The 24,551-nt window shown below is 54.5% G+C and carries 8 protein-coding genes; 3 read left to right on the top strand and 5 right to left on the bottom strand.

Annotated elements, in window-relative coordinates:
* Positions 1–32: 32 nt before the first annotated feature.
* Positions 33–9,209: a hypothetical protein gene (locus FKG94_RS08680; protein WP_142903833.1), complete on the bottom strand. Its 9,177-nt coding sequence runs from the start codon at positions 9,207–9,209 to the stop codon at positions 33–35.
* Between the two features lie 83 nt (positions 9,210–9,292).
* Entirely contained in the window at positions 9,293–11,014 is a 1,722-nt protein-coding gene (locus FKG94_RS08675; protein WP_142903832.1) for a hypothetical protein, read from the bottom strand.
* 627 nt (positions 11,015–11,641) lie between these two features.
* On the opposite strand from FKG94_RS08675, the gene FKG94_RS08670 reads away from it, so the two are divergent.
* A complete protein-coding gene (locus FKG94_RS08670) occupies positions 11,642–11,956 on the top strand; it encodes a hypothetical protein (RefSeq protein WP_142903831.1) in 315 nt (104 codons plus the stop codon).
* Between the two features lie 117 nt (positions 11,957–12,073).
* Here the strand turns inward: FKG94_RS08670 and FKG94_RS08665 are convergent, their stop codons facing one another.
* Positions 12,074–13,468: a DUF6880 family protein gene (locus FKG94_RS08665; RefSeq protein ID WP_142903830.1), complete on the bottom strand. Its 1,395-nt coding sequence runs from the start codon at positions 13,466–13,468 to the stop codon at positions 12,074–12,076.
* A gap of 471 nt (positions 13,469–13,939) precedes the next feature.
* Here FKG94_RS08665 and FKG94_RS08660 point away from each other — a divergent pair, with 471 nt between their 5' ends.
* Both FKG94_RS08660 and cls read left to right on the top strand, forming a co-directional pair.
* Entirely contained in the window at positions 13,940–14,347 is a 408-nt protein-coding gene (locus tag FKG94_RS08660) for a hypothetical protein (protein WP_142903829.1), read from the top strand.
* 133 nt (positions 14,348–14,480) lie between these two features.
* Positions 14,481–15,974, top strand: a complete 1,494-nt coding sequence (gene cls, locus FKG94_RS08655; RefSeq protein WP_218943483.1) for a cardiolipin synthase — start codon at positions 14,481–14,483, stop codon at positions 15,972–15,974.
* A 1-nt stretch (position 15,975) separates the two neighbouring features.
* On the opposite strand, the gene FKG94_RS08650 is transcribed toward cls, so the two are convergent.
* Together FKG94_RS08650 and pulA are read right to left on the bottom strand one after the other, a co-directional pair.
* Complete coding sequence (locus FKG94_RS08650) at positions 15,976–18,063, bottom strand: alpha-amylase family glycosyl hydrolase (protein ID WP_218943482.1); 2,088 nt, start codon at positions 18,061–18,063, stop codon at positions 15,976–15,978.
* 423 nt (positions 18,064–18,486) lie between these two features.
* Positions 18,487–24,390 (bottom strand): pullulanase-type alpha-1,6-glucosidase, encoded by a 5,904-nt coding sequence (pulA, locus tag FKG94_RS08645; protein ID WP_246125067.1) that lies wholly within the window; start codon positions 24,388–24,390, stop codon positions 18,487–18,489.
* Positions 24,391–24,551 lie beyond the last annotated feature (161 nt).

The raw sequence follows: 24,551 nt of genomic DNA, 5'->3' as shown, positions 1-24,551 counted from the left end.
TTAAGGTCTATCCGATACCTTGTACTCGACCCCTAGCGGGCCGAGATACTATAGGTTTCAAATACCAGGCGGATATCGGAGATGCCCTTATCGAGCGAGTTCGTCGGCTCGCCATTGATAAGAATATCCAATCCCAGATTGTCATCGGCCATAAAGCTGTAGCCTGGAATAACCAGCAGCCACTCGGTATTCCACACTGAGCGTCCCACTAAACGACTGCTGCGATTGACCGCACTAAAATCAAAGACCTCTCCCGTGCTCACCTCCAGCTCACTGACTCGTCGACGCTGAGTCCAGTCCTGGCCATTGGTCGGCAGCCATATTTCATCATTATTAGTGGCACTGGCGAGCAAATTGGTGGGCGCGGGAATGTATTGATCCATTACCTGATAGGAGCGCAGTTGATTGATATCCGTTGGCGAGCGCAATAAATCGGTACCCACCGGTACAAGGTACGCATAGGCGGTCGACAAGGCCGGGCTGCCACTGACTGTCTCAGGATAGTCGTCAAAGTGCAAACCAACCCGGTACAGTTTAGTTGCGGAGTAACTGCTGGGATAGGTCGTATCGCCCGCGCCTTTGGGCCAACCAAAGAAATTGTGATCAAAATCAATCATCGTCCCAAAACGCAATACAATGCCCGGTAACGCACTGTTTTGTGAGCCGCCAGGCGGCACCATAAATTGACTGAACTGCGGCAGATCCCAGAGGTTTGCCACCCGCGCATTTTGCAGCAACGCCCGCCAGCGGTCGCGACCTGACTCATCGTCGACAATACGGAAGGCTTCACGGCGCAACGAGAAATCAAACTTTTGCACCAGAGGATCGACACTACCCAAGATACCACCGGCGGCCTGATAGGCATCGCGCATCGCCGCCAGCGGTGCAGACAACCCTTCAACATTCGCTACCGGTTCGCCGCCGGTGAACTGTCCCAGTGCCCGCTGGCGAATCAACTGTTCGTAGAAAGACTGATCCACATCGGTATTATCGGAGAGCAAGCCCGTTTCGTAGTCAAACGCCGTGGCTGCCATATAGGCGTACTTGGTGGCCAAATCAAAACTGGCGCGGTATTTTTGTAAGGCATCATTGCGGAACACACGATAGGTCATATCCTCGTAGCGCCGCGCCGTGGTACGGCTGGCCACTTCCTTGCGAAACGCGGTGCGCTCAGCCCAAATACCAAAGCCTTCAGAAACTAACTGATCATAGCGTGTCCGCGCATTGGTGGCCTCCTGCAGTAATTCGACAATGTTATAGCGAATCTTTGCTTCTTCGTGCATCAGGTTTTCGATAACGGTAAGTTGTCGCTGGATTTCTACCGGAAAACCGTCTTCTTTCAGCTCTATCGATTGGTTAAAGGCGGCATTTTGTACATCGTCCTGGGTGGCTGCAGCGGCTGCAGAGAAGGCTGCGGACGACACGATTAACGCACCGGAGACCATCGACCAGTTTGACGATACAACCATTTTTCCGCCAGTAGACGCATCGTTGCTCATACCAACGGCCGTGGGCCCGGTTGCGTTACTGCCCAAAATCCCGATAGTGCGATAAATCGCTTCACCGGCCAACACCGACGCTTGAGCAGACCCTTGCAAGCCCGCCAGACGATCCGTGAGGATTCTGTAGTCAGCATTCAAAAAATCGTAGCTAATGAGATCATCGGCCCTAAGCACTGAGATCGCTTCCAGCAAATCGATCTCGGCTTGAATCTTGCCAATCAGGCTTTGCTGTGTCGCCAGTGCTGTATTGACTTTGGCCTGAATCAACTGCAACTGACCGGCTTGCAACTGCACCTTGCCGGTTGTGGCCCGACTGACCCAGGATGCGTCCGGTTTCACATAGGGGTAGCCCGATGTGCTTAACGGATAGTCGATGGCAATCTTGTCGGCAATACCAAAGTGATTTTCCAACTCTTCCTGGCCGTTGAGATTGTTAGGGTATAACAGCTCTCCATAGAGATCGTAAGGGAAAAAGAACTGTCCGATCCCTTCACCACGATCAACATCGAGCTCGACAGTCACCGTTTGCAGTTGCGAGGCCGGCAGTGCGGGCAGGTCGCTGTCCACATAGTCAAATTGATAAATATCCGGTCCGCTATACCCTGCCGGGTAGAGTTTGCCGGGGCCGATATTACCTTCATACGGCGTGCCGAAAATCTCAATCATCCGCGTTTTAAACGCGCGCTCTTTAGCTTCTTCCAACAACTCGAACTCTTGATCGGTCAGTTGTTTGGCACGAATCTGTTGGCTGATCTGACTGGCATAATCAAACAGGTTATGGGTATTGTTGGCAGCGGCTATCGCTCGATCATACACTTGTTCAAAATGGCTTTTTCCCTCCAATAGCTCGCTGGCGCTGATATCAAAGGCAATGGCATCGCCCGCCAAGCCCACCGGCAAGTTACCTCGATCGGCATTGCTGACAATACCTTCTATTTCCTGCAACGCGAAGCTAAGCTGTCCCAGGCTGGGCACGTTTTTACGATCCAATCGTTCAATATCGCTGTCGGCATCACTGTCCTCATAAGGCAGTAGGGCATTGGCCAGGGCCCAATCCAGCACGACTCCCTGGCCGGCGCGGCGAGCCCAGCCATCCATACCCCAGGCGCGTTCGGCAATATTGTCCTTGTAGCCCTGCCAGCGGCCGGAGGCAGCATGGCTGTAGTGTTTGCGAAATACCAGATCAACGATACGCGCACCGGTGCGCGCCTTGGCGGCCGCGCTTTTTACAAAGAGCTCTTCATCTTTGTAATCCACAGTCAGGTCCACACCTAATACGTTGGCGCTATCGGTCAGCGGCGTCCACTCATAGTTGGGGTGGCGCACCAGTGAATAGTAAAGTTTGTTGGCACTCAGATAATGCCCCCAGGCATCACCATGGCCCTGGGGATAATTGATGCGCGCATCATCCTCAATGTAACCATCGCCATTGCCGTCGGCCAAGCCGTATACCTGCACATAGGTGGGCTCGCCGTCGCCACCGGTAAAGTTCCATAGCAGGCGATTACCGGTTTCGCTGTTACTGTTATCGACACCGCGCAACAGCGCCAACTCTTCGTCCAGCAACGACGCCAACTGGTTTTCAAAGGCAAAGCGGGTCGGCGGCAAGGTGTTGGTATTACCCCCGTTGTCGATAACACCTACCGTCGGGTCCATCGCATCCGAGAAGGCTTCGTTACCAATCAGGGTGTATAAACTGGCAATGCGGCTGGCGGCAAACAGCAATTGATTGTATACCGCCGTTTCTCCGGCGATAGGGACATCGGCATCAATGCTCAGGCGTCGCGCTTCATTGAGCAGGGTTTGATAAAGCTCAATCAAACCAATCTGGTTGAGATGATCATTGTCTTGATTAAGCGCTACATCACCACCGTAAGCACGCCCCGCCTGTTGCAGCATACTGGTGTAGCTATTCACATTGTTGTTGTGAAAATCACTGTAGCGCTGCTCATAGGCATTGATACTGGACATGACGCGTTTAATCCAGCCCTGCATACGTTTTGGCTGTGTTGGCTGACCGGGTACTATCGCCTCGCCTGCCAGAGCTGTCCAACCGTGATAGGGACTGTTTAGCAAGGTGCGGTCTTTGAGTCTGTAACGCGACAACAACCAACCATCGGCCAGCAACGGCAATCCGGAATCCACCACGCTGGTGGCAGTGTCGCCGACCAGCCTGCGCCAACCGGTATTTGTGCCTTGGCTGTCGTAAGTCGACTGCGGCGAACCATCGGTATTGAGTGCGATATCGGCAATGGCCGGTGGTTCGCCTACATCGGGGTGCCAGTACCATTCGAACATCATCTCCTCACTGCGCCCACCCAAGTCCATGGCTTGCCGCAAAATCAGCTGGCGGTCGAGCTTGTTTAGTTCATTGTGAAAGATATTAACGTGACCCTGCTCTACGGGCTGCACAATATCCACCACCGTTAACGTCACCGGTCCGGTGCTGTCTTCATCGATATTACTGGCCACCACCACGCGTGCAGGTTGCCGTGCAAATGCGGCCGTCAGTGCGCCGGCGCCGGTTACCGTGGTGTGTTGTAGCAACGGTTTGCCGTTTGATGTCACCAGTTGCGTATTACCCTCGTCATCGATTGTGGTGACCGGTTCGATGCCAGCGTAAATGCCGTCATCGATTTGACCATCGCCATCCAGGTCCAACAGGTGCGGATTGCGCGACTGAATATATAAAGCCTGTACCACAGCATCCCACGGCGTAATCTGCTCATCTGCCACATTGTTGAACGGAAAGGCACCACTGTTATCCAAGCGTTGCAAAATAGCTCTTTCATTGGCGTTGATCACATTGAGCATATGAAAATCGCTGCTGACATCCGCTTGTCCGCTTTGTGGACTGAATTGCCCGCCGACAAAGTAGAAATAACCCTTGTTATCAGGTAAAAATTTAAAACGCAGACGATAGCGCACATCCGATGGCAGGGCGGGAAAATCATATTCCTGCAAACCACCGCCCTCGGTAGTTACCCGCGCCGCCAGGCGAACATCAGCAATCACGACGCCTGCGCCATTGACTTGTTCGACCACAATCACCGGCCCCTGACTGTCACTGCTTCTGACAAAGCGATAGCTGTGACCATTGGGCTGCGTCGGCAGCTTACCGGCAAAAAGCCGCACTGGGGCTGCAGAGTTAAACAAGCGCACACTGGCGTTTGCCAGGCGTTCAGTGCTGGCGCGCGCCTGTTCGTCAAACGGGTCGCTGGAGTCGTACACCACGCGTAAATCGGCACCGGTGTATATGGCATCAAACAAGGTATCACCGATAGCCAACTGTGGAATGGTATCAGGCCATCGGGTTTGATAAGTCAGTGTATAAGCGCCCAGATCACTGCAATCACTATTCGGATTTTGTTGTTGGGCCTGTTGACAATTGTAGATATCCAGCCACGAGGTTTGCGCCTCGCCATCGGCTTGCCCATCGCCATCCAGGTCCAGCCAAAAGCCATCCTTGGCACTGATGTGATACCGATAATTGACTTGCAAGGGTGTATCACCCGAACGCGACCATATGCTATCGGTATGATCTATCCAGAAGGCTTCGCCATTGGCACCGTGGCTGGTCAATGCGGAGATGTAGTGTTGGAAGTACTCGGGAATGCCGGCCTTGGACCCGGCGGTAACCGCTGCCAGGTTAAAATCCGGATAGTCGCTGCTGTTAAAGGCGACACGGTAAACGCGATAGGCATAGTCGGTTGACGCCTGTTGCCAATAGCGCACCAACACATAGGGGTCCGAGGTCTTAGTGCCTTGTGGATAATGGTTCAAATCCATCCGTAAAGCGTGCACCACGGCCCTGTCGCCCTGGTAAGGATCGATAAAAGCATGCTCTTCGTTGGGATTGTAGCCGGGCAAACTGCGATCGTTCTGCACATAAACTACCGGCTGATTGTTGCCCTGGTTCAACCCCGTTAGTTGGTCTTGCTCGCTGGCGTTATGCAAACCTTTTGAACCGAGCATACTGGTTAAGGCAATTAAACCGGCATCGCTGGGCCACTGGGGCATATAGCTGCGCGCTTGCACCGGCCAGTTGCGCCCCAGCGCACCGGTTTGATACCAAGTGACATAGAGGTCATCAGTGCGGCCGTCGTCTCGGCCGTCACCACTGGAGTCACCCTGGCCGTTTTCGTTGACTGGAAAAATCTGTCCCTGCTGTGTTGCGCGATCATACACAACTATGTCCTTGCCGGGATCACCCACATCATAGCGCGCAAGCTCTGTCATCACATAACCACCCGCCGCATTATTGCTAACAGGCGAGTCCAGTGCCTTGCCGATATCGACGACAAGATCAGCGGTAAACTTATCTGTGTGATGCCATGGATAACTGCGGGTTGCCACAATGCTTGGCTGCGCCTGTAGGCTGTCATCTTCGGCAAAAAACACCAGCGAAGCCATACGCTCAGCCGATGCTTGCAAGAGATTATTGGCGGTGCTGACGCCGGTGGTGCTCGGCGAGCCACCGTTGCTCGTCGCAACTGTGGCATTATAGTGTAACCAGGCGAATTGCTGTGGGTTATCCTGTTGCGTATCCTGATTTAGCGGCACGGGCAATAAGCCAACATCCGTATCGACAGAGTAAAGGTATTCCTGCAAGCCTTCAGAGACCGTTGGCCAGCGAATCTTCACTGCTCGGCCAGTCAGCGGCTGATTAACATTGGCGGTGCTATTATCGGTTGGCCACAGCAGCAAGGCGCGCTCGACAGGACCCGCCGCATAAACATCATACAGTGAGTTAACCGTCAGCAAAGGCGTATTAATAGGCGCTTGACCGCTACTGGCGCTTATCGGGGCGTGAAAACCAATATCTGTGCTGGCCGCTGTGGTATTGATCCAGGACTTGCGCAGGGAAATCGAGTTTTGCGCTTTGACACCACCTGCGGGTAGATCAATACGCTGGCCAACAATATATTCCCGATAATTTTGAAATTCGGGCAGAAAGCTTCCTGTTATGGGGTCCAACACATTGAGCAGGCTTCCCCCCGCGATTAGCTCATCGGCGCTACTGCTATCGCGATGTGTTACCGCAAAGGTTTGCCCATGCCCCGCCACGCTTGAAGCGATAAAATACAGCGTATTGAGATTATTCAGATGCAGTGATTGGCCATAGGCAAGCGCTGCATCGTTATTGCCCTGCTTGCGCCAGCTGATCGTTACGCCGCTGGCGTCATCTTTTTCGCGAAACCCCAGCAGTAGCGGCTTGCGACCTGTGATGGTGCGTTTAGTGTTATCTACGCGGCTGACTTTAAGCGCCATGCCGCCGCGATTATCATTCGGCCTGGGATCAGCGACGGCAAAACCGACAACGCCATCACTAGATAAAGTAAACGCAGTCAAACGGCTGTTGGCGAGCGCAGACTGCTCATCAGGATAACGCCCCGCGCTCCTGACACTCAGTTGTTGTCGACTTGAAGAGTACCGTCCTCCCACTGCATGGGCCATCTGTGATGAAGACACTTCATAGCCATGTAACCAGCCCGGTTGATTCGAACACCCATTGTAATCAGTACAGTGAGTCTGGCGCCAGGCACTCCAGGCAGTATACCGTCCACGGATCGCTGTTATCGTGTAGGTACCGCCGGCAAAGTTATAGTTTTTCCAGGTGTTTAAATTTGATGAATACACTGCCGATGAAAACTCAACAACTTGATTTTCTGCTGTCGGTTGTGTAGTGCTGCCATCTATCGCGAATGCGTCTTCAGTTGGCATAAAACCACTGAGCACATAATCACCAGAGCGGCTTTTAACGACGTCCAGACCCTGCCCCTGCTGACTGATATCACCCCAGTCCCAACGGCCACCGGTGCTTACTTTAGCCACCAGTACATTGGATGGACTACTCTGGTTGTTGTCCCATTGTGGGTGGAGTGTTATATCACTGGCAGAGTCAAAAGAGTCGAGTACAATGGGGGCATTCGCATCTGGCGTTGGTTGTACATAGCCGGCGGCTATCAGCCGGCTATCAGTCTCACTAAATAACAGGCTCTGCACGGAAGACTGACCACCAACGGTGGAAAAGAACTTGCGTTGGCCGTTTGCTTTAATGGCGCCGACAAAGCCGTTGTACTGCCCAGCCTCACTGTGAAACTCAGTAGTCGAACTCAAACGGATATTACCGCGAAACTTACCGCCGAAATACAAGTCGCTGTCCAAGCCGGCCCCTGTATCGATCGCCATGGTGTTAATTTGCTGGCGATGGCACAGTTCAACAGCGTTAGGGTCGCCCATCACATAGTGAAAAACGATGGAATAACTGCGTACAAAAACCGGCGTCACTAAGGCGAATAGCGCAAGGCTGTTGGTGCCGCCATAACGATAGTTCGACAAGTCTGCATCGGTACTATAATAAAGCGTTCTCCAATCCGATGAAGCCTTGGTATCACGTGTACCAATACTATCACCGTTGATATTAACAAAATGCCAAGATCCAAAAGTTGTACCTTCCCACAAAAAGGCACCGAGCTCTACTGTGGTGGATATTATTTTGGCACCCGCCGGCAGCGGGTCCTGAAAATCGAATCGAGGAAAAGCCATGAGATCTACACCGCCATAGTCATCACTCCAATGAGGATCATCACTGTTGAGGGTTCGGCTCACCACAGCAGCACCCAGCGCTCCCCCCTTCAACAGACTGCCCGGCGCCTGATTCTCACAATTGCTAACAGGCGTCAACTCGACACCCTGCGGGCCCGCTTGTTGCGTATCTATTCGGGTGAGCCAGCGCCAATTCCAACGCTGCTCACCCAATGCACCGTTTGGCTCGTCGATGTAATCCAAACGTACTGCAAACGCCCAGTCACCCGCCGAGACGGTGCTCTTCTCTTTGTCGGCCGGACGGTAGAATGTCGCCAAGTGCTCACTTGCCTGCCCTTGCAATCCCAGGCTTGCGGACCAAACTTGCGAACCGATTGGCGTACGGCTCGGTGATATTGTGTGGCTATTTAGGACTTGACCTTTTAGATATAGGGCAATCACCGACTCGGAGTTGTCAGTATTGGCGGCCATAACCAAACCATTGCCGAGCGTGTCATCATCGCTACCCAGGCGCAGCCCCTGAACCAGCGCGTTAAAAGAATCCCCGCCAAAGTCTATACTGACGCCAATAGGCAGGGCTTGTTGCTCAAGCCACTGGCCATCGACCGGATTGAGTGTGGCAACAAACAGGTTGCTGGTGCTCAATGGTTGCAGACCCGCATCACCACTCACTGCATGCAGCTCCTGCAAACCAAAGCTGGCTATATTGTGAAAGAACCCGGAGATAAACAGTTTGCCACTGCGGCGGTCATAAACCACACCGGTGGCAACATCGTTGCCCTCACCACCAGCGGTTTTCAACCAGACCAACTCACCCTGCCAATCCAGTTTCGCTACAAACAAATCCCGTCCGCCGCGGTTTTTACCCGCGAGCGTGTGCATATCGGTGGCGGCGCTCCCTCCGGCGACCAGCTCCCTTTGGCCATCGTTATCAGTATCTTCAAACAAGCTGATAGAGGGCGTCTCGTCCCCGGTACTCTGTGCATCCTCAAAATAACCCACCAGGTACAGGTTACCGTCGTCGTCGGACACCGATTCGACGATACGTTGATTACCCGCGCCATCGAGTTTGAGTGTATAGGGGGCGATATCGCTGGTATCAAAGGCCCAAGCGACATTGAGCGATAGCGATAACAAGATCAATAACAGGTAACGCACGGTGATAGGCCTTTGAGTGTTGGTTAATTGGGTGAAGACTAAGTACAGTGGTTTTTTGGTTGAATAACGTCTGCATAATTTCATCATGGTAGTTGACATCCGTCTTCGACCAACCGGGCGACACGGCTGATACGTTGCAGCAAGTACCGTCCGTTAACGGTGATGGCATCTTTATGAATGCCGGCGATGGTTTCACTGTAAACACCCGTTAGTTGCCCCATACCCGCCTCTGGCGAGGGTGACAGGGTTTGATCCGGGGTCATGCTGATACTGCGGGTGATATCCCAGACCTCATCGTAAAAAGGAGAAGTATTGCCGTCGTCATTGATAGGTTCGCCACTGTAGTTATCCTTGTCATCATGGCTCACGTGATATCTATGTTTCATCGGATGGGTGGGCAACTCCTGCTCAATGAGCAGTTGCGCAGTCAGTGCACCGCCCTGAGTGATATTGCCCGTTAACGGCAAGCTGCTGGTTGCAAAATCAAATGCCGATGTGCTTAACCGGTGGCCTTGGCCTTCTCTATTAGTCAGGTTGAGCGGTTTAAAGCTGCCTAAACAGGCATCACTGGTCACTAACACCGCCTCCGTGTCTACTCCCTGGTTTCCCGGAAGGTCTATCACCTTGGACATCAGGTAGACTTGCTTCAACAAACGAGCACTCCCGCTATCATCCACATGAAGCAGTAGCTTAAAGTGCAGCGGTGCCGGCGCAGGCTCTGTTTGTTGCGTGGCTGAGTGTACATTCGTCACTTCATCGAGTATCGCAAGCCCCACCCACAAACCGGCTTGGCCCTCGGAGGGAGCGGCACTTAACGGCAGGCGAATACGCATACCACCACCACGGATGGTTAACACCGAATCATTGCCGCCTGCTGCCAAGCGCCCCAGATCGACGCTGACCATTTTGCGAAATGCTTTACCGGGGTCAACGCTTGGTGTTAACTGGCCAATGTCTTGCCAGCGCGGCATGACATCCTCGTCATCTGAGCCGGTGAAATACAGCAAAGGGAAATTATCATCTACCGAGAAACTCATGTTGGTGGTCGATGCTAAGCGGTTTATCAGCGAGAGCTGAGCGATTCTGTTGTCTTGTTGAAAAGACAAGCCATTTTGCAGGATTTGTGGAATGTGCAATGTGCCGGTTTGGTAAGTCGAGCCGTCATTGTATACCCAGTACCCTTTGCCCGATTCAATTACAGTGTTTTTGCCATTGGGAACGAGAGTCCACTGGCTATTGTTGCCCAGAGTATAAATGCTTGGGGTTTGTCCACTCGACAACCCCAGCATGTCGGCAAAAGTCACCGGTTGATCTGGATCAACATAAAAACCCACCAAGTTGAATTGTTGCTGCTGCCACTGGATAGGACGGTAACCAGGTTTGCCGCGTACGGTAATATTGATCGCCGAACTACCTGTTACCTTCACCAGATAAACTTGGCCGGGAATCACCGCATACAAATTCGTCAAAAATGACTCGTTATTACTCCCTGGCTGGTCGGGAATAAAGAGTTTCCAGCCGGCCTCGTTAAACCCTTTATCTGAAGGTGATTGAATATACTGGGCGGTTGTCGAGGCATAAGGGTGCGACCAAACTCTGGAAATTTCTGGTGCAGCAAACACCTTGCCAGGTGCTCTATCATTTTCAGTTTGCGGATCGCCATCGTCGGGGTCAACTTCCAGATAGAGCGCATTCCAACCCGGATGCAGAGAGAATGACTGATCAACAATAGAGTCGGAAAAAGTTAGTGGCGACATCAGCAACAAGAAAAACGCCGTCGATTTATTTGGCTTGATTACTTTCATTTTCTAATAAATCCCAGTATTAGCGTAAAAAAACTCTACTCAACAGTCGAGCATGACCGATTTTTACAAAGCTCACAGCCGTGCAGTTGCCTGCGACAGCTCGCCGGACGGTTCTATCAAGATGGCATTGATTTTAAAAGATGTAGAAACAACAACTTATTTCATTAGTTACTTTCATTTTGTTAAGTCGTTATATATCACGAGAAATTTTGTGTGGCTGATGATAGAGTCGATTGTAAGGAAAATGATTGCACTAATATGAATTATTTGTGAATTTTCGTCCATATAGAGCGACTCTTTTAAGACGCACTTATCAACAGTTAACACAACTCGTTATTTGTAAAAAATTGTGAGTGCAGTGTCTTGCACTATCAACATATTATTGGTAGGACTGCGGACATGACAACGCCAGCCTTGAAAAGGGCTCCGGCCTGTTTTATGCCCGCAGTGATTGACTGGGATAATCCGCTTAATTTATTGAGAAAACACCTTCCGGCTCAAAGTGAGGTTAAGGCATGAGCTGGCTGAAAGAAAATTCGCTTTACAATAAGCGGCAAAAGTGATATTAAACTTCGGCTTTTGAATACACTGTTATGACTCAGGATCTATTTAGAGAAGGAGTATAAATTGAAGTATTTCACGAAGTTAGCTACTACTTTAGTTTTTCTATTACCAATGTATGCCAATGCCTGGCAAAAAATCGGAGCAGGAACAGTCGATTATATCGACATGAGGCAATGGGAAAATAACAATATTGCTGTTAAGTTGTCATCAATGACAAATGGCTGCTCGCTGGGCTATTTTGGTTCAGAGGAAACTTATATCAGAGAATTTTATAGCACTTTATTAGCAGCACTGCACTCGGAAAAAACAATAACACTTCACGGAGAAACAGGTAGCGGATCATCTTGCTTAATTAAAAGGCTGCGTATCACAAAGTAAACTTACAAAAAGTGGGCCGAATTAAAGCCTGACGCTCAGCTTCAATTTAGCCGAGCGTTATGAATTTGGTGATCGCCAAGAACCAGAATCGGTGTGAATCGACATAAAGATAATGGCTTATTTTTCTGTCTCAAGCTTTGTCCAAAACGCTTTTTTGCGGCCATGGGTCTCTTTAAGGTTAATCATATATTCCGCTTGAGTGGGGAAGGACTGCCAGTCCGTCACCTGCCCGGCATAACGACTAGCCAGTTTTAAATCACTGACGGCATAACGGTAATGTGTTGATAAGGCACGACCAAGGGTGCCGTCCACCAACGTCCTCCGCAGTATACAGGCGGCCAAATAATAACCCGTATTAGCTAAGGTTTTCGATAAGGGTCGATAATCACAATAATTATTGGGATCTAAGGATTCATGCCGCTCAAGCACTACTTGAGAAGCCCGATCCAGGGCATTAACATCGACAAGAAAGCTTAATAGTGTGCTTAGGCTACCGGTGTATTGTTCTAAAGCGAAGTCTAATGCCTGTTGTTTTAAAATGGCAGCCTGGTCCGCAGATTGGTGCTTTATCAAACTCAGGTAATAGTCCTGGCCCAATGTGGTTTCAAATAACCGCCAGCGTAGCGTTTGTGCTTCTTCCAGCAGCGTTTCTGCATCATAGGCTTTGAGTAACAGTTTGTAGCGCTCAGAGGGGATGGCTCTCGCTAAGTCACACCGGGTATCGCTGTCGGGTTGGCTGATATCATTGGGTTTGTACAGTAGCCACTGAATGGCCTCTTCACTGCGCCACTTGTCGATTAAGCGCGTTGCAATCTCGCAAACTGTCTTTTCATTCAATTCACGCTTATTGGTCGCTATAGCGATATATTTATCCACATCATCGAAGGCATCGGCAATATCTTCTAAAATACCAGGTAGCGCATAATCATTGAATTGATCGCGATTATCTGTAATAAGCCCCTCCAGTTTTTCTAAACCAGTATTACCGAGGGCCACTTTAAAGTGATGAACCAAATCATCCTTAAGGCCGTACTCATTGTTGGCAAGGTGCCGAAATAGCTTTTCCGCCAGGGCATTACTATCACGCGTTTCAGTGTGTACCCACGCCTTACCCCATGCAGCCATGATTTCGTCAAATAAAAGGCGTAGGTCACCACCGGAGTCATCCATACGTTCACACAGGTGGCCATCTAGCTGCAACATTAACTCCAGCAAATCACCGGCGGATTGGGCGTCTTGTGGCAATAAGTCCTGTTCAATACAAGTGACTAGCTGATAAAGACCCTGTGTAAATTCACCGGCTTCACGCCAGTCAATAAATCGACGGCTGCGTTTAATACTTTGAATTTGCCGCTTAAGAGTTTTGCTGAGTTGCTTAGGATCACTTTGGGCAATAGCCAGCTCCAGCGTTTTTCTCAAGGCTGTATTAATCGACGCTTCATCGGCCAATAACTGGGCCAGTTTGTTGATGCTTAAAGCGGCTAGCTGTTTTTCCAACTCGCTGGGTTTCATCTCCGTGTAGGACCTATAGACTAAAACAGGAGTATCAGGGGTGTTATCCTTTCATAACGTGCCCCCAAGTTGTCAGTGGTGGGCGCTATTATACGCGTATTGGTGATTTCCGTTAACGGCTGCCACGTTATCACAGGCTAGCAAACCTAAGACCTGGTTGCGTGCTTTCTAAGCAGATAACTTGCTCCCTTATCTTCCAGCTCAGAGCAGGATGTTTTCACCCTACTCCTCAGCATCGAATCGGCCCAAGGCTGGGCCGATTCGATGCTGAGGAGCAAGGCGAAAAAATCAATATTTTTGGATAAAAATCATTCAAAAATGGGCAAAGTCTAAGTCACCATTTTTTAAAAACAACAGTATTTTCAAGTGCCAAAACAAGCCGTTTTCATGCCACGGTTTTATTTTAACTCATTGAAAAATAGAGAGTTTTAGACTGTACCTGATGTGTATTCAAGTGTATTTTATGCCTGAATGCTTACTGTAAAAAAGTCGCCCAACCCGGGTTGGAGCACCGATGCCGAAGCCCCCTACCGAGGTAATATCACCCAACGGCTGTTCCAGGTTATTGTCGAGTTAAATGCGGAGATGGGAGCTGCTTATGGCCAGGGTATGAAAATACGAGAGGCAAACAGGTACCAGACTGGTGTCGTCAACCAGCGGATGCACCGCAATGCCGAATCCGGGCGTCCGTTTGCACCCGCAGCGGATAACGGTTTTCCGCTGACGCTGATTCACCCGAACAGACAAATCGGCCAGTATAACTTTCGCAGTGCTGTAATTGACAATTGCGCCGACATGAGGCGCTATTTCGAAGGGCTGCACAACAACGGTTATCAAGTGCCACGCAATCACTCGTGGAATATCAGTGCGCTGTGGTAGCCGTGCGGGATTGAAATACGGCCGGCCCTGGCCGTTGCGCGGGTAACAGGCGGTGTGTGACGCCCGGCGCCCCGGCAGTGGGCAATGACTAATTCAGCCTTATTGGCATAGCAACGGGTTTCCAGTACGCTGTGTGCCGCATATTTGCGGATCGGCAGAGGGGGACGGCGCTATCAGCGAGGTATTGCAACAGTTTTTGGCCGAATGGACGGTGTGGGTGCCGGTTATCCTGCTGGCGGTGATGGCGCTGGCGGCCGGCGGCCATGCCCTGCTGCACAAAAACGACAATGTCTCTGCGTTTGGCTGGATCGTCACCTGTCTGCTGTTTCCGCTGGCCGGCCCCCTGCTTTACTATTTGTTCGGCATCAACCGCATTCGTACCCGGGCGCGACGACTGAATATTCCCTCCACCCATACCTCGCCGCAGCGGCCGCAGAAGGCCAGCGCCACCAAGGCCATGTTGCGCCAGGCCGGCCTGCCGTTGCGGGCACAGACCACCGCCCAGGTGTCGTTTGCCACACCGTTTCCCCTGTGCGACGGCAATCAGGTGGCGGTGCTGCACAACGGCGAGCAGGCCTACCCGGCCATGTTGGGCGGCATTCGCACTGCGCGCCGGCAGATTCTGTTGTCGAGCTATATTTTCGACAACGACGAGATCGGGCTGCGGTTCGCGGAGGCGCTGGTACAGGCCGCCGGTAACGGTGTGGAGGTCAGGGTCCTGGTCGATGGGGTCGGCGAACGCTATAGCTGGCGCCGTATCGGCACCCAGTTACTAAAGCGCGGCGTCAAAGTCGCGCGTTTTTTACCGCCGCAACTGCTACCTCCCCAGGTCAATTTGAATCTGCGCAATCACCGCAAAATTCTGGTTATCGACGGTTATACCTGCTTTACCGGCGGTATCAATATCAGCGCCCGGCACTGCCTGGAGGATAATGACCGGAAAAGCGCGGTGCAGGATCTGCACTTTCGCCTGCAGGGACCCGCCAGCGCCCATTTGTGGCAGGTGTTTGCCGACGACTGGTTCTTTGCCGCTCGCGAGGCATTGCAGATACCCGATGAGCCGGTGGAGCATCAGGGCACCGCCATCTGCCGGGTGGTGGCTGACGGGCCCAACGAAGATATCGACACCCTGCCCATGCTACTCAACGGCGTGCTGTCCAGCGCCCGGCGCCGGATCGTGATAATGACCCCCTACTTCCTGCCGCCCCAGGGCTTGATCAGCGCCCTGCAGGCGGCGGCCATGCGCGGCGTCGATGTCAGGATTATCCTGCCGAGCCGCAACAACCTGCCCTATGTGCACTGGGCCACCCGGCGTATGCTGCCACAGTTGCTCCAGCGTGGCGTGCGAATCTATTATCAGGCCCCGCCCTTCTCCCACAGCAAACTCTGCCTGATCGACGACTACTACTGTCTGTTGGGGTCGGCGAATCTCGATCCCCGCAGCCTGACCCTGAACTTCGAGGTTGTCGTGGAAGTCTTTGACCGCGCGCTGGTGAAGACCTTGGGCAAACACTGCAACAAGGTGTTGAAAAAGTCCCGCAAGCTGACGACCGAGGATTTCGCCCGCCAGGGATTGGTGAGCCGCTTGCGGGACGCTGTGTTCTGGTTGTTTTCGTCGTATATGTAGCCTATTGCGGTGCAGCCACAGCCGGCAGGGTAAACACTTCTACACCACGACTGCCCGCCAGATTGCTCACTGTCACGCGGATTTCGGCGCCGGGCGTGACTTTCTGCGCGGGTAGGTAGGCGGAAAACGACGCGGTGTAGTCTTTGGCAATTAAGGTGTAGCTACCGTCCGCGTTTCTGTACTCTGTCATCACCTCATACAGCGGCAGCGGATTGTCCCGTTCGCCGCCCAATGTGTAGCGCACCTGCAGCCGCGAGTCTTGCGCCGTCACACCGGCCAACTGCACACTGACATCGGTGCTGGCGCGCAGCGGGGCGCCGGCTTTGTACACGGCAAAACTCAGCGGTGGCAACTCAGTGCGCGCCTGCCCGTCGGTTACCGTCATATCCTGTTCGCCCATCAGCGCCGTGTAGTGCCGGGCCGCAGCGGGTAGTTCCACGGTTACAGGGGTGGTCGCCGTGTTGAAGACCACGAGATACTCCAGTTGCTCCTCGGGATCAACCCGCGCGAACGCAAGGGTGCCCTGCGCCGGGTCGAGATGGCGGTGGATATGGATACCGCGGCGCAGCGCGCGGTGATTCTTGCGCAACTCGGCAAACTCCGCCAATGCCGTATAAAGTGGATGGGACGGGTCAAAATTATCATCGGCCGTAGTCTTTTCGGTGCCCAGCAGCGTATTGTCATTGTAGCTGGCAACCCGGGAGGGAAACATATTCTCGCGCGCATCCACATCATTGCCATCGCCGGTAAAGCCCTGTTCGTCGCCATAGTAAACCACGGGAATACCGCGGGAGAGGTACATAAAGGCGTGGGACAGAATACTGCGCTGCAACTTCTCCGCCGGGTCTATCGCCGCCATATCCCGATTGATAAAGTAGCCGGGCCTGCCCATATCGTGGTTGCCGAGAAAGTTGAGCAGCAGGTCCGCCTGGCTGTCGGCATCGTTGTAGTAGTCGTCGTTGTCAAACAGCGTTTTGAGAACCTCCACATCCTTGCCGCGATAAAATACCTCAGCAGCGGCATGCTGGAAGCCGAAATCCAATACCGCGGGCAGTTTACCTTCGGTGGTAAAGCGACTGAGCACCGCCGGGTCCGGATCGTAAACCTCGCCGAAAATATGGAAGTTGGGTATCCCCTGCTCCCGGGCGTAATCCATAATCGCCGGGCCGAACGCCTGCCAGAACGGCATTTGCACGTGGCGGACCGTGTCGATACGAAAGCCGTCGGGTTTAAATTCCCGGATAATGTTTTTATAAATATCGATCATGCCCGCCAGTACTCGCGGGTCCTCAGTGTTGAGGTCGTCGAGGCCGACGAAATCGCCGTACAGGGAGTTCTCCCCGGTAAACGTCGTATCGCCCTGATTGTGATAATACTGCGGATCATTCAGCCAGGCCGGAAATTTAACGTGCTGTTCCGCCTCCGGCACAAACGGGGTATAGGTATCACCGGCGGCAACCTGGGCCAGGCTTTTGTATTCACAGCGGCTCAGCCCCGCCTTCATGCGCCCGTCCGCTTCATGGCATTCGCGGTACTTGATAACGTCGGCGGTGTGGTTGGTGATAATATCGAAAAATATTTTCATACCCTTGGCGTGGGCGGCCTCGATCAGGCTTTTCAGATCGGCATTGGTGCCGAAGTGGGAATCGATCTCGGTGAAGTCCACAATCCAGTAACCGTGATGGGCAAAGCCGCCGTCCTGTACCGCTTTGTTGCGCAGGATGGGAGTCATCCAGATAGCGGTAATGCCCATCTCCTTCAGGTAATCCAGTTTTTGCTCCAGGCCCTGCATATCACCACCGTGGAACGCCCACTTGGAAGTGACATCGAGACCGCCGCGGGAAATGGCATGTTCTTTCGAGCCGTTGTCATTGTCGGGATTGCCGTTGTTAAAGCGGTCGGGCATCACGAAATAGAAGATATCGTCGCGGACGTCGCGGTTGAGGTAGTCTCGGTAAATATCGCCGGCTGTGCTTTTCTCGCTGGCTTCCTTTTCTACCGGTGGGGACTGCCGATCTCCATCTTGGGGTGAACAGGCAATGGTGGTCAAAGCGATTAGGATAACCGCAAATGTATTGGTTAGTTTCAATCTGAACCCCCTGTAAAGTCAGTGCCGACTACCGAGCCAGTCTACACCGGCGTGAAGAAACGACGATAGGATATTTTTTAATAGGGTCGTGCCAAATGATCCGGTTCTTGGCAGAGGGCGCGGGCCCTTATCCGAGACCCGCCGTAAACCCATCCCTGGGGGCTTGCCTGCCGCATCCATGCGGCAGACAGTCTCGGATAAGGGCCCGCGCCCTCTGCCAAGAACCTGCCACTGTGGTTCTATACAAATTTTTTTTAGACTGCAGTGGTAGGTCCGGCTGGCGGTAGCGTCTCTGGAAACTGTCTGCCGCAGGGATGCGGCAGGCAAGCCCCCAGGGATGGGTTTACGGCGTGTTTCCAGAGACGCTACCGCCAGCCGGACCGGGTCGGACAGCACGCTCTCCACTAATAACTAAAACAGCATTTAAGGATGAGCACAAGAATCCTCCCACCCACGATCAAACGAATAACACCCACTGGCAGACCGACTCAAATCGCTGGTCTGCTCCCCGGTACCGGAAGCCGCATCATTGAAAATCAAATTGGTCTGCCGCACGCCGTCGGGCATCTGGAAAAAGAACCAGCCATCGCCCCGGTTCTCCATCGGCAGGCCGGGCCAGGCCGGCCCCGGTACTGACGCGCCCCAAAAGTAAAACTGCACATCATCACTCCAATTGGCCGGCTTGCGAAACCAGAACTGAAGTCCCGGCAGGTCGCAGGTGTCCGACCAGATGGCGGTGTTGTAATCGAAACAACCGTCGCCTTCGCGGAATAAGTCTGCCGTCTGCTCACCGGCGCCGTTATTGTTGAATATAAGGTTGGCCGCCGTCACCCCGTCGGGGAAAGTAAACGTATACCAGTCGTTGCCGATTGCCTCCATGGCAATGCCGGGCCAGGCGACATCGGGGGTGGCCGGTGTGGTGTTCCAGTAGTAGACACTGACCTCGGCCCAGGCCGCCGGTTTTTGGAAGTAAACCGTAAAGCCCGGCTCCACGATCAGGCCGTTCTTGTCGTTGCAGGGGAATTCACCCTGCCCGCCCGCCTGGTCTGCAACAAATACCGCCGCGGTTCGCGCCGGTACGCTGAAGGTGCCCGTGCCCGTATCGAAACCCGCCCCCTTCACGACGTCGTCAACACCGGCCTGCTGAATAGCGTGCAGGCCCATGGCAGTGCCCGCCAGGGCGTCCACCGTCATGGAAACAGTCTCATCGTCGGTGTTAAACACGACGACCAGGCCGTCCAGGTTGGCATCGAGATCGGCGCCGGCACACTGACCGTCGCTGACACTCATCACAACAACACCCGGTACCTGGTCCGCGCCGGTATTCCAAAAGCCCAGACGCTGCTCGACATCAGCCGCTGCATCCAACCGGAACAAGGGTGTGGAATAACGCAGCGCCAGTTGCTCCCGGAACAGGGTCGCGGCCAGCTCAATATGCTGCGGCTGCGGATCGATATTGGCATTGCCCATAATCTGCCGCATCACCGGCCAGCGCTCGCCGTTCTTGTCCTGGGACGGCAGGCCCACCGCCCAGTTGTTGTCCTGTTTACTGAAATCGACCTTGTTGAACCAGTCGCCGGAATCGAAGCTGTCGCGGTCCATGGACTTGGAGCGCAGCAAATCCGAGCCCATCTGGTGAAAAGGCACACCCTGGGCCAGATTGACAAACGCCTGGCTCAGCGCGTGCACCCGCACCCGCGCATCCATATCCAGCGCATCCGGCAATTTTGCCTGGGTGTTGTCCCACAGGGTTTCGTTATCGTGCTTGTCGACATAGAGGATATTTTCCTGTGGGTCGAGGTTGTAACCCACGCCGGAATAGCCGAGCCCGTTGCTGATGCCGCCGCCGTTGTCCTCAAACGTATAGGTCTGCAGGTTACCGGCCAGGCCAATGCGGATGCGGTCGCCCTGGTCGCCGACGCTGCCGGCGCCGTCCGCCACCCCGTTGGGATAAGTGGCGTTGCCGTTGGCAAATCCCTGGGCGCGGCCGCGATCGGTAAAGTTGCCGCCGCGCACGGCATCGCGCAGCCGGTCGTTAAAGGTGCCGACCCCGGTGCCCGCCATATTGAATTGGGTGGCCTGCTCGAAGCGTTGGTTGCCGGAGACTTCGCCGAAATCCCAGCCCTCGCCGTAGAGGTAGATGCGATCGCCCTGTACGCCGTGTTCGGCCGGGGTCAGGCCCGCCAGCGCCGCCTGGATATTTTGCAGCGATGTCTTCGGATGGTGGCCCATCAGGTCAAAGCGGAAGGCGTCCACTTTATAGTGCTGCGCCCACAGCTTGACCGCGTCGATCATCAGCTTTTCCATCATCGCGTGTTCGGCGGCGGTGTTGTCGCAGCAGGTGGAGTTTTCCACAGTGCCGGTCAACGGATTGAGGCGGTGGTAATAGCCGGGAACCACTTTATCGAGCACCGACTTTTCCCCCAGGCCGGAGGCGAAGGTATGGTTGAAAACCACATCCACCACCACGTTCAAGCCGATCTCGTGCAGCGCTTTCACCATCTGGCGGAACTCGCGAATACGCACCTTGCCATTGGCATCGGAAGCGTAGCTGCCTTCAGGCGCGAGAAAGTGGAACGGGTCATAGCCCCAGTTAAAACTGTCCACCGCGGGAAAGCCCAGGGTGCGGTCATCGTAGTTGATGGCCTGGATATCCGTATTGAGCGGATCGGCGGCGCGCAGTTGCTCGTATACCTGCCGAATCGGCGTATCGCCGTATTGTGCACAGCCCTCTTCGATGGCGATCACATTGGTTTTTTCGCACAGTCGACTGTAGGGATCGTCCAGTTCAACACGGTCGGCCGGGTTTTCCCGAATCGAACCCAGGTCGTTGACCGGCAGCACATGGAAATGCGTCAGGCCCGCCTGTTGCAACGCCTGCAGATGCGCCATGCCGTCAGAGCGGGGCATGCCGTTGAGCCCGTTGTAGACAAAGGCCAGGTACTTGCCGCGATGCTCCGGCGCCACCACCTGATCGTGGGCACTGAAGTCCCGCACATGGCCTTCATACAACGTAATGTCTTTGTGGGCGGGCAGCGATTTTACCAGCGCGTCCCAACCGGCCGGCTTGAGTGTGGCGTCGCCGGCGAGATCGACGATCTGGCTAAAGCGGCTGTCCTGACTCAGGCCCACGGAATAGGGATCGGTGACCTCGAAGATTTCGATGCGACCGCTGGCCGGATGGTAAACCGTGATTTCATAGCGGTAGTACTGGTCCAGCCAGCCGAGGTTGCCGCTAAAACTATAGCGACCGTTACTCACGTCACTGGGTGGTGACGTGGCAATCAGGTTAAATGCCGCGTCGTAGCGCTTCAGCATGACCGACTGTGCGGTGGGTGCCCACAGGCTCAGGGTAAGGCCACCATTGGCAAGCACCGGACCGAGTTGCCCCGCATAGGTATAAAGCTCATCGACAACGCCGGGAATCTGCACTTTTGTGGCTTCCAGCAACCGGCTTTCACTGTCGAACGCCGCTGCCACAAGCTGTGCGCGCAACGCGGTTGCCACCGTTGCCGTATCGGCACTCAGGGCATAGGCGGGCCAGTCGGCCAGATGGCGAAACTTGGCCGTTACCGCATCACTGAGCAAAGCGCCCGGCGTCAGGTCGAGGATTTGATCGGCGCCGCTGAGGGTATCGCCATCGATAGCGATTGCGGCTGTAGCCGAGGCATAGAGTTTAAACGTCGCCGCCTGCGCACTGGCGGTCTGCCAGGCCAGGGTGCCACTGTCGACCCAGTGGGCACGGGCACCGCTGATGGTTACCGCAGTGGGAAGCTCGCAGGTATCGGTCCAGTTGTCGCCGTTGTCACCGTAGCAGCCACCGGCATCGCGGAACAGGTCGGGAGTTTGGTTGCCCTCACCGTCGTTGAAGATAATATTGGCGCTGTCCACAGCGGCCGGCATACGGAAACGGTACCAGCCACCGGGCAGCGCCTCCATCCTGATACCGGGCCAATCCACCGCCGGGGCCGGATCGGCGTTCCAGTAGTAGATATTGATATTGTCGCCCCAGCTTGCGGGCTTTTTGAAGAAGAACTCCAGGCCCGGTTGCGGCAGGTTGCAGGTGTCGGTCCAGGCACCGTCGACAAAGCAGCCGTCGCGGTCGCGAAACAAATCCGCGGTTTGATTCTGGCCATCGTTGAAAATGATATTGGCCTGGCGCACGCCGTCCGGGAACTGGTAGCTGTACCAGTCGGCGCCCAGTGATTCGATGGCAATACCGGGCCATTCGACCGGCGGGGCCGGATCGGCATTCCAGTAGTAGATATTGATATTATCGCCCCAGTCCGCGGGCTTTTGAAAATACACAGTCATCCCGGCCACGGCGCCCACTTCGACAGTAACCGGGTCGGCGCTTAAGGTGTTGCCAGCCAGATCGGTGGTGCTGGCGCGAAACGTTAATTGCGTGCCGTCTGCATAGGCGTCGGCGTTAAAGAAAATACGGTAGTCCGCGGCCGGATCGCGCCCCGCCGCGACGAAGTCACCGCCGTCGACACTGACTTCGAAATCCACCGCCGTCAACGGCAGCGGATTCGCCTCAGGCCAGCTGACATCAGCCGGGACTTCGAAGCGGCCGCGCACCTTGCCGCCATCCACCAGGCCGAGGGAGATAGCGTCCGGGGACGCCGCAGCAAGTGACTGCCGGGCTTTATAAATAGCCAGCGACAGGGGCGGCACCTCCAGGGTTATCGTGTCGTCCGCATCGGCACGCAGCCTGCCGCCGCGGGGAAAGACTTGTCTGTAACTGTCGCTGGTTGCGCCCAAGGTAACGCTGCGCGCCTCAGTGGCGGTATTCATTACCACCAGGTATTCCCGCGGGTTGTCGCGATCAACGCGAGACAGCGCCAGGATGCCCGGTTCTGTGTCGGCATGGCGCAGGTACTGGTCGCCGCGGCGCAAGGTCCGATGCCGGTCCAGCACTTTTTTGTAGCGCTTGAACATCCGATACATCGGATGGCGGCGATCAAAGTTGGCATCGGCGGTGGTGCTGTCCGTGCCGATCAGGTTGTTGTCGTTGTAGCTCGCCACCAGGCTCGGCATCATATCCTCGCGGGCGTCCTTGTCGCCGCCGTCGCCGACAAACCCCTGCTCGTCACCGTAGTAAATCACCGGCACGCCGCGACCGAAGTACATCAGTCCATAGGCCAGTTGCAGGCGTTTGAGATACTCTTCATCCGCCGCATCGGGGTTGGCATCTTTGATCGCGCGACCGAGGCGGCCGATATCGTGGTTGCTGGCAAATGTCATCAGGGTCGAGGCATCGCTGTCGGCGTCGCTGTACCAGTCGTCGTTGTCGAACATGGCCGCCAGGCGCGCCGGCGCAACATTGTCGGCGAACACATCCTTCAGGGCGAAATACAGGCCGAAATCCAGTGCCGAGGGCAACTTGGCCTCGGTGGTAAAACGACTGACCCCGCGCGGATCACCGTCGAAGATTTCACCGAAGATATGGAAATTATCGATACCTTCGGCGGCGGCGTGCTCGAGAATGGCCGGGGTCCACTGCTGCCAGAAAGCCACGTCGACATGCTTGACGGTATCCAGGCGAAAACCGTCAATAGCGTATTCGCTGATCCAGTACTTGAAAATATCGATCATCCCCGCCACCACCACGGGGTCTTGCGTGTTGAGATCGTCAAGCCCGAAGAAGTCGCCCAACAGCGACGACTCGCCGCTAAAAGTGCTGTTGCCACGATTGTTGTACAAGGCTGTGTCGTTCAGCCATTCCGGCTGCTTGATCTGTTCGAGTCCCGCCGGCACAAACGGCGTATAGGGTTGCTCGGATGTGGGGCGATAGGGACAGTCGGCACCGCCCTGGCACTGTTCGTACTGAATAACGTCGGCCGTATGATTGATAACAATATCGAAGAAGACTTTGATGCCCAGTTTATGGGCCCGTTGTATCAGTCGTCGCAGCTCCGCCTCAGTGCCCAGATGGGGGTCGACGCGGGTGTAGTCGACAGCCCAGTAGCCGTGGTAGGCGGCGGATTCGCCGGAGGTGGGCAGGTTCTCGAAGATCGGCGTCATCCAGATAGCGGTCACACCCATCTCTTTCAGGTAGGGCAGCTTGCGCTTCAGGCCCAGCAGGTCGCCGCCGTGGTAATAGGCCTTGTCCGTGGCATCCAGGCCGTGATCATCGCGGGTACCCGACAGGTTGCCGGTATCGTTGGCGGTGCTGCCGTTGGCAAAGCGATCCGGCAGCACGAAATAGACGACATCGTCTTTGATATCGGCGGTGCGATCGTCACAGGCGGTCAGGCCCACGGTCAAAATACACAGCCCCAGCACGCGGGTTACCAGGCGCCCTACACTCTCTGCTACCATCATCACTCATCCTCACCGGCTTTATTCTTATCAGCGTCCGGTCGGCCGACCGGCAATAGGGGTTAGCCTATTGGATCGGCGGTATCAGTGGCAATCTTCTGCATACGTATTCAAAGAGTGTGGACGGCCGATCCCCGCAGGTGTATCTCCCGCGGGGATGGGTC

Origin of the sequence: Exilibacterium tricleocarpae (assembly GCF_007004655.1) — a bacterium.
In the GTDB taxonomy this organism is placed as follows: Bacteria; Pseudomonadota; Gammaproteobacteria; order Pseudomonadales; family Cellvibrionaceae; genus Exilibacterium; species Exilibacterium tricleocarpae.
Note: the sequence above shows the minus strand (reverse complement) of the source record. Positions and strands in the feature narration are given on the sequence as shown.